A 5,468-nucleotide genomic window follows, 5' to 3' on the forward strand; every position below is an offset into this window, starting at 1 on the left:
CACCGAGCACCAGTGGCGGCTACGGCCCGATGCACCTGACCGACGCCCGGCACGTGACCGCCCTGCCCGGGCGCGGCCACCACGACGCCGGCGCCGAGGACCCACGCGGCGACGACTCCCGTCCCGCCCGGGTGCCAGCGCCCCGGCCGGTCGAGGCACCCGCGCCGTCCACAGCGGCGTTGCAGACCGTCGACGCCGCCGCCACGCTGACCGGCGCCACCCCGGAGGCACTGCGCACCGACGCGGGCCTCAACATCCGGGGTGGGGCCGCACTGCTGAGCGCGTACCAGAGGGATCTGGGCGCGCCGGTCGGCGCGGACACCGACCCGGCCGCCTGGTACGGCGCGGTGGCCCGCTACTCCGGCGCGGACAGCGCCGACGCCGCCGCGGCCTTCGCCGACGAGGTCTTCACCACCATCGGCGCGGGCGAAGCCCGGGTGACCGACGACGGCCAGCGGATCACACTGCCGGCTCGCGCGGTACGGCCCGAGCGTTCCTGGCTGGACCGGCTGGGCCTGCGCCGCCTGGCCCGCCCGGACGGGGTGGAGTGCCCCCGCACCATCTCCTGCGAGTGGATCCCGGCGCCCTACGAGGCGTTCGGCGACGGGGACTACGGCAACCACGACCTCTCCGACCGGCCCGGGCGGCAGAAGATCGAGTACATAGTCATCCACGACACCGAGGCGAGTTGGGCCACGACCCTGCAACTCGTCCAGGACCCGACCTACGTGAGCTGGCACTACTCGCTGCGCTCGGTAGACGGGCACATCGCCCAGCACGTGAAGACCAAGGATGTCGGCTGGCACGCCGGCAACTGGTACGTCAACGCGAAGTCGATCGGGTTGGAACACGAGGGCTTCGCGGCGCAGGGCACCTGGTACACCGAGGCGATGTACCGGACCTCGGCGAAGCTGGTTCGGCACCTGGCGCTGCGGCTGGGCATCCCACTGGACCGGCAACACATCATCGGCCACGACAACGTGCCCGGCACCATTCCCTCGACAGTGCGGGGAATGCACTGGGATCCGGGCCCGTACTGGGACTGGACGCACTACTTCGACCTGCTGCACGCGCCTCGACTGGACACCGGCACCCCGGCCACCGGAATGGTGCGGATCGACCCGGACTACGCCACCAACCAGCCGGCGTTCACCGACTGCGTCACCCCGGGCGTGCCCTGCGCGCCACGCGGCTCCTCGGCGGTGGTGCTGCGCAGCGCACCGTCCGCGGACGCGCCGCTGGTCAACGACATCGCGCTCCGCCCGGACGGCACCCCGAACACGATGGTCGTGTCGGACCACGGGGCCCGGGCGTCAGCCGGGCAGACGTACGCGCTGGCCGGGCGGCAGGGTGACTGGACGGCGATCTGGTACCTCGGGCAGCGGGCCTGGTTCCACAACCCGGCGTCCGCGCCGACCGCCAGTTGGACCGTCGGCGTCGTGGCCACGCCGAAGCCCGGACGGACCACCGTTCCGGTCTACGGACGGGCGTACCCGGAGCAGTCCGCGTACCCGGAAGGGGTGCCCTACCAGGCGATATCGCCTCTTCAGTACACCCTGGCCGCCGGGCAGCGGTACGCCGTCGGCGCGGTGCTGGCCGGGGAGTACTACCGGGCCAGCACCGTCGACGGCTCCTCGCCCGGCGACTGGACGGTGATTCGCGGCAAGAACCGGTACGCGCAGATCCAGTTCGGCCACCGGATCATGTACGTCGACCTCGCCGACGTACAGCTGTTGCCGTCCCCGGTGGGCGCGCCCCGCTGAGAACCACGAAGGCCCCCGGTCGGTGACCGGGGGCCTTCGTGTCGCGTGAGGTGGATCAGCCAGGTCTGCGGAACCCGGCGACGGGCATGGTGTTGATGCTGGACACCTGCACCGGCTTACCGGCACGTGGTGCGTGCACCATGGTGTTGTTGCCCAGATAGAGCCCGACGTGACTCAGGCCGGAGAAGAAGAAGACCAGGTCACCGGGGCGGGCGTCGCCTCGCGAGATGGCCTTGCCCTCGTTCCACTGGTCACCGGTGTGGTGGGTGAGGTAGATCCCGGCCGCCTTGTAGGCGTACTGGGTCAGCCCCGAGCAGTCGAACGAGTTCGGCCCGGTGGCGCCCCAGACGTACGGCTTGCCGACCTTGCCACAGGCGGTCTTGATCGCGGTGCGTGCTGCCGCGCTGACCACCCCGTTGATGGTCGGGCAGGCCGCGGTCTTGACCGTGGTCTTGGGCATCGACGCCTCGAGCTGCTTGATTTCGGCGTCGATCTGCTTCTTCTTGGCCGCCAGCTCGTTCTGCTGCTTGGTCTGCGTGACGATCAGCGCGTCCAGCTTCTGCTTCTCGCCGTCGTACTTGGCCCGCACGGCCAGCACACCCTCGACCTCCTTGCGCTCCTGCGAAGCGAGCCGGTCGAGGATGGTGAGCTGCTCGGTGAGCGTGTCCGGCTTGGCGCTGACCAGCAGCGCGCCGATGTCGTGCGACGGGCCCGAGATGTAGTAGCGGGAGGCGAGGTCGCCGACCCGGTTGAGCGCCAACTCGCTCTGCAGCGCCAGCGGCTCGATCTTCTTCTGCAGGTTCGCCGACTTCTGCCGGTTGACCTTCAACTGCGCCCGGACCTTGTTGTACTGCTCGATGGTGGGCTCCAACTGCTCCCACTTCTTGTCGATCTGCGCCTCGATCTCGTCGACCGTGGGCGCGGCATGCGCCGGCGCGGTCAGCAGACCGGCGCCGACCGCCGCGGCAGCGACCAGGATCAGCACCCGGTGCGCGACGCGACGCAGGCCACCAGAGCGAGCAGACGCAAACAGGTCGTGACGATGAGGGGGCATGGTTGCCACCGGCACCGACTCCTTTGCAACCGACCGCCGGGCGCCTCGCGTGAGGGAAGGGCCGAGGCAGACGACCCACAGCGGTCGGTGCCCCACATTAGGGAAGCTCGGGGCGGTAATCAAGGCGAGGGCGGTCACCATCACTGTCGTGCAACCGCTTGCACACCAAGGGTATTGGTTCATCACCCAACGATTGCGGTCAATACATCGTCAAGGGTGACCACACCGAGTGGCCGTCGCCCGTCGCTGACCAGCACCATGTGCCGCCGTTCGCGACGCATCGCCAGCAGCAGGTCGGCCAGCGTACGGTCCGGCGGCACCACCGCCAGCGGCCGGTAGACGTCGGCCGGCACCGGCGACCGGCGGCCCTGCCCGGCGTACCCGAGCACGTCCTTGACGTGCACAAAACCGAGCACCCGACGGGTCGACCGCTGCACCACGGGGAACCGGGACCGGCCAGTCCGGGTCGCCAGCACCTCCAGTGACGCCGGCGAGACGTCCTCGGCCACCGTCACCACCGTCGACCACGGTTGCAGCGCGTCCGCAGCCGTCCGGGCGTGCAGGGCCAGCGCGCCCGTGATCCGCGCGTGCTGCTCCGCGTCGAGCAGCCCCTCGGTCCGCGCCTGGGAAACCAACCCGGCCAACTCCTCGGCGGTGAACACCGTCTTCACCGCCTCGGAGGCCTCGATTCGCCAGAACGCGAGCACCCGCCGGGCCGCCCATTTCATCGCGAGCAACAACGGTTTGGTGGCCACACAGAATGCCAGCATCGCCGGGCCGAGCCAGAGCGCAGAGACCTCCGGACCGGCAAGCGTGATGTTCTTCGGCACCATTTCACCGACGACCGTGTGGAGAAACACCACCACGCCCAGCGCCAGCACGAACGCCACCGGGTGCACCGCCCGCTCCGGCAGGCCGGCCGCGTGGAACGGCGGCTCCAGCAGGTGAGCCAGCGCCGGTTCGGCGATCGCGCCCAGACCCAACGAGCAGACCGTGATGCCGAGCTGCGCGCCAGCGATCATCAGGGGGATCTGGTTCATCGCCGACAACGCCCAACGGGCGCGTTTCGACCCGGCGGCCAGCGGCTCGATCACCGTCCGGCGGGACGCGATGAGCGCGAACTCGCTGCCCACGAAGAACCCGTTGCCGAGCAGCAACAGCACCGTCACGAGCAGCTCAGTCATCGTCGTCCGGATCCGCCGGGCGCAACACCCGGACCTGCTCGATCCGGTGCCGCTCCACCTCGACCACTGTGAACTCCCAGCCGTCCGTCTCGACCGTCTCGCCAGCGAGCGGGATGTGCCCGAGTTGGGCCATCAGGAACCCGGCCAGGGTCTCGTACGGCCCCTCGGGCAGCCGGAAGCCGGTCTGCTCGGCCAACTCGTCGGAACGGAGCACACCGTCGACCAGCACTGTGCGCTCACCGCCCGGCACTGTCAGCTCGGCCGACCCGTTCTCGTCCACGCTCGCCGGGTCGAACTCGTCGGCGATCTCTCCGACCAGTTCCTCGACGAGGTCCTCGACTGTCACCACGCCGTCCGTGCCGCCGTACTCGTCGACCACGATGGCCAGGTCGGCCCCGGCCTCCTTCAGCGCGGCAAGGACACCGTCCAGGTTCAGGCTCTCCGGCACGTACACCGGCTCGCGGGCCACCGAGCCGACCCGGGTCGACGCCCGGTCGGCCAGCGGCACACCCAGCGCGTCGGGCACACCGGCCACACCGGTCACCAGGTCCAGGGTCTCCTCGTACACCGGGAAGCGGGTCCGCCCGGTCCGCCGCGACTGCTCCAGCAGCTCCGCCACTGTGGCGGTGGCGCGCAGCGCGACCACGTCCACCCTGGGGGTCATGGCCTCCGCGGCCCGCTTGTCACCGAAGCGGATGGTGCGACGCAGCAGCATGGCGGTGTCAGTGGGCAGCGCGCCGGCCCGCGCCGAGATGCCCGCCAGTAGGCCCAACTCCTCCGGCGAGCGGGCACTTGCCAACTCCTCCTGCGGCTCCACGCCCAGCGCCCGGACCAGTCGGTTCGCCGAGCCGTTCAACCCCCGGATCAGCCAGCCGAACGTCCGGGAGAAGGTGTGCATAGGGCCTGCCGTGGCCAGCGCCGCCGGCATGGGCCGGGCCAGCGCCGCGTTCTTCGGCACCAACTCGCCGAAGAGCATGGAGATCAGAGTGGCCAGGGCCAGCGCGATGAACGGGGTGAGCCGCTCGGTGCTGTCGCCGGCCAGCGGGCGCAGCAGCGGGGTGAAGAGCCGGGCCAGGGCCGGCTCGGCCAGGTAGCCGGTGAGCAGCGCGGTGATGGTGATGCCGAGCTGCGCCCCGGAGAGCTGGAAGGAGAGTTCGCGCAACGCTGTGCGTACCGTCAGGGCGGCCTGGTCGCCCGCGGCGGCCCGCCGGTCGATCTCCGCCCGGTCGACAGTGACCAGGGCGAACTCGGCCGCGACGAAGAACGCGTTGCCCGCGGTCAGGGCTACGAAGCCGACCAGGGGCAACAGCGTCGTCAAGAGTAGGCCGTCGATGTCGCCTCACCTCGGCGAGATTCTTGCACGACGGCGGCGGCCCTCCCGGGGCCCCCCCCCCGAATTTGAAAACACCCCGGGAAGCCACTCAACCCCCCCAACGACCCCAGCACAAAGCCCCCCGCCCCGCCCCC

General features: G+C 70.6%; 4 protein-coding genes. 1 reads left to right on the forward strand and 3 read right to left on the reverse strand.

Annotation, left to right across the window (positions count from 1 at the left end):
* Positions 1–1,763, forward strand: a 1,763-nt coding sequence (locus AB0C20_RS34970) for a peptidoglycan recognition family protein (RefSeq protein WP_357569618.1), incomplete at its 5' end; no start/stop codon positions are given.
* A 55-nt stretch (positions 1,764–1,818) separates the two neighbouring features.
* On the opposite strand, the gene AB0C20_RS34975 is transcribed toward AB0C20_RS34970, so the two are convergent.
* The 3 genes from AB0C20_RS34975 to AB0C20_RS34985 form a co-directional block, all read right to left on the reverse strand.
* On the reverse strand, positions 1,819–2,832 hold the full coding sequence (locus AB0C20_RS34975; protein WP_357569619.1) for an NlpC/P60 family protein: 1,014 nt from the start codon (positions 2,830–2,832) through the stop codon (positions 1,819–1,821).
* Between the two features lie 167 nt (positions 2,833–2,999).
* On the reverse strand, positions 3,000–4,001 hold the full coding sequence (locus AB0C20_RS34980; protein WP_112601088.1) for a hemolysin family protein: 1,002 nt from the start codon (positions 3,999–4,001) through the stop codon (positions 3,000–3,002).
* Positions 3,994–5,319 (reverse strand): hemolysin family protein, encoded by a 1,326-nt coding sequence (locus tag AB0C20_RS34985; RefSeq protein WP_357178888.1) that lies wholly within the window; start codon positions 5,317–5,319, stop codon positions 3,994–3,996. Before AB0C20_RS34985 ends, AB0C20_RS34980 begins: the two co-directional genes overlap by 8 nt.
* Between the last annotated feature and the right edge of the window lie 149 nt (positions 5,320–5,468).

The organism is Micromonospora sp. NPDC048843 (assembly GCF_040649965.1).
GTDB lineage: Bacteria > Actinomycetota > Actinomycetes > Mycobacteriales > Micromonosporaceae > Micromonospora > Micromonospora hortensis.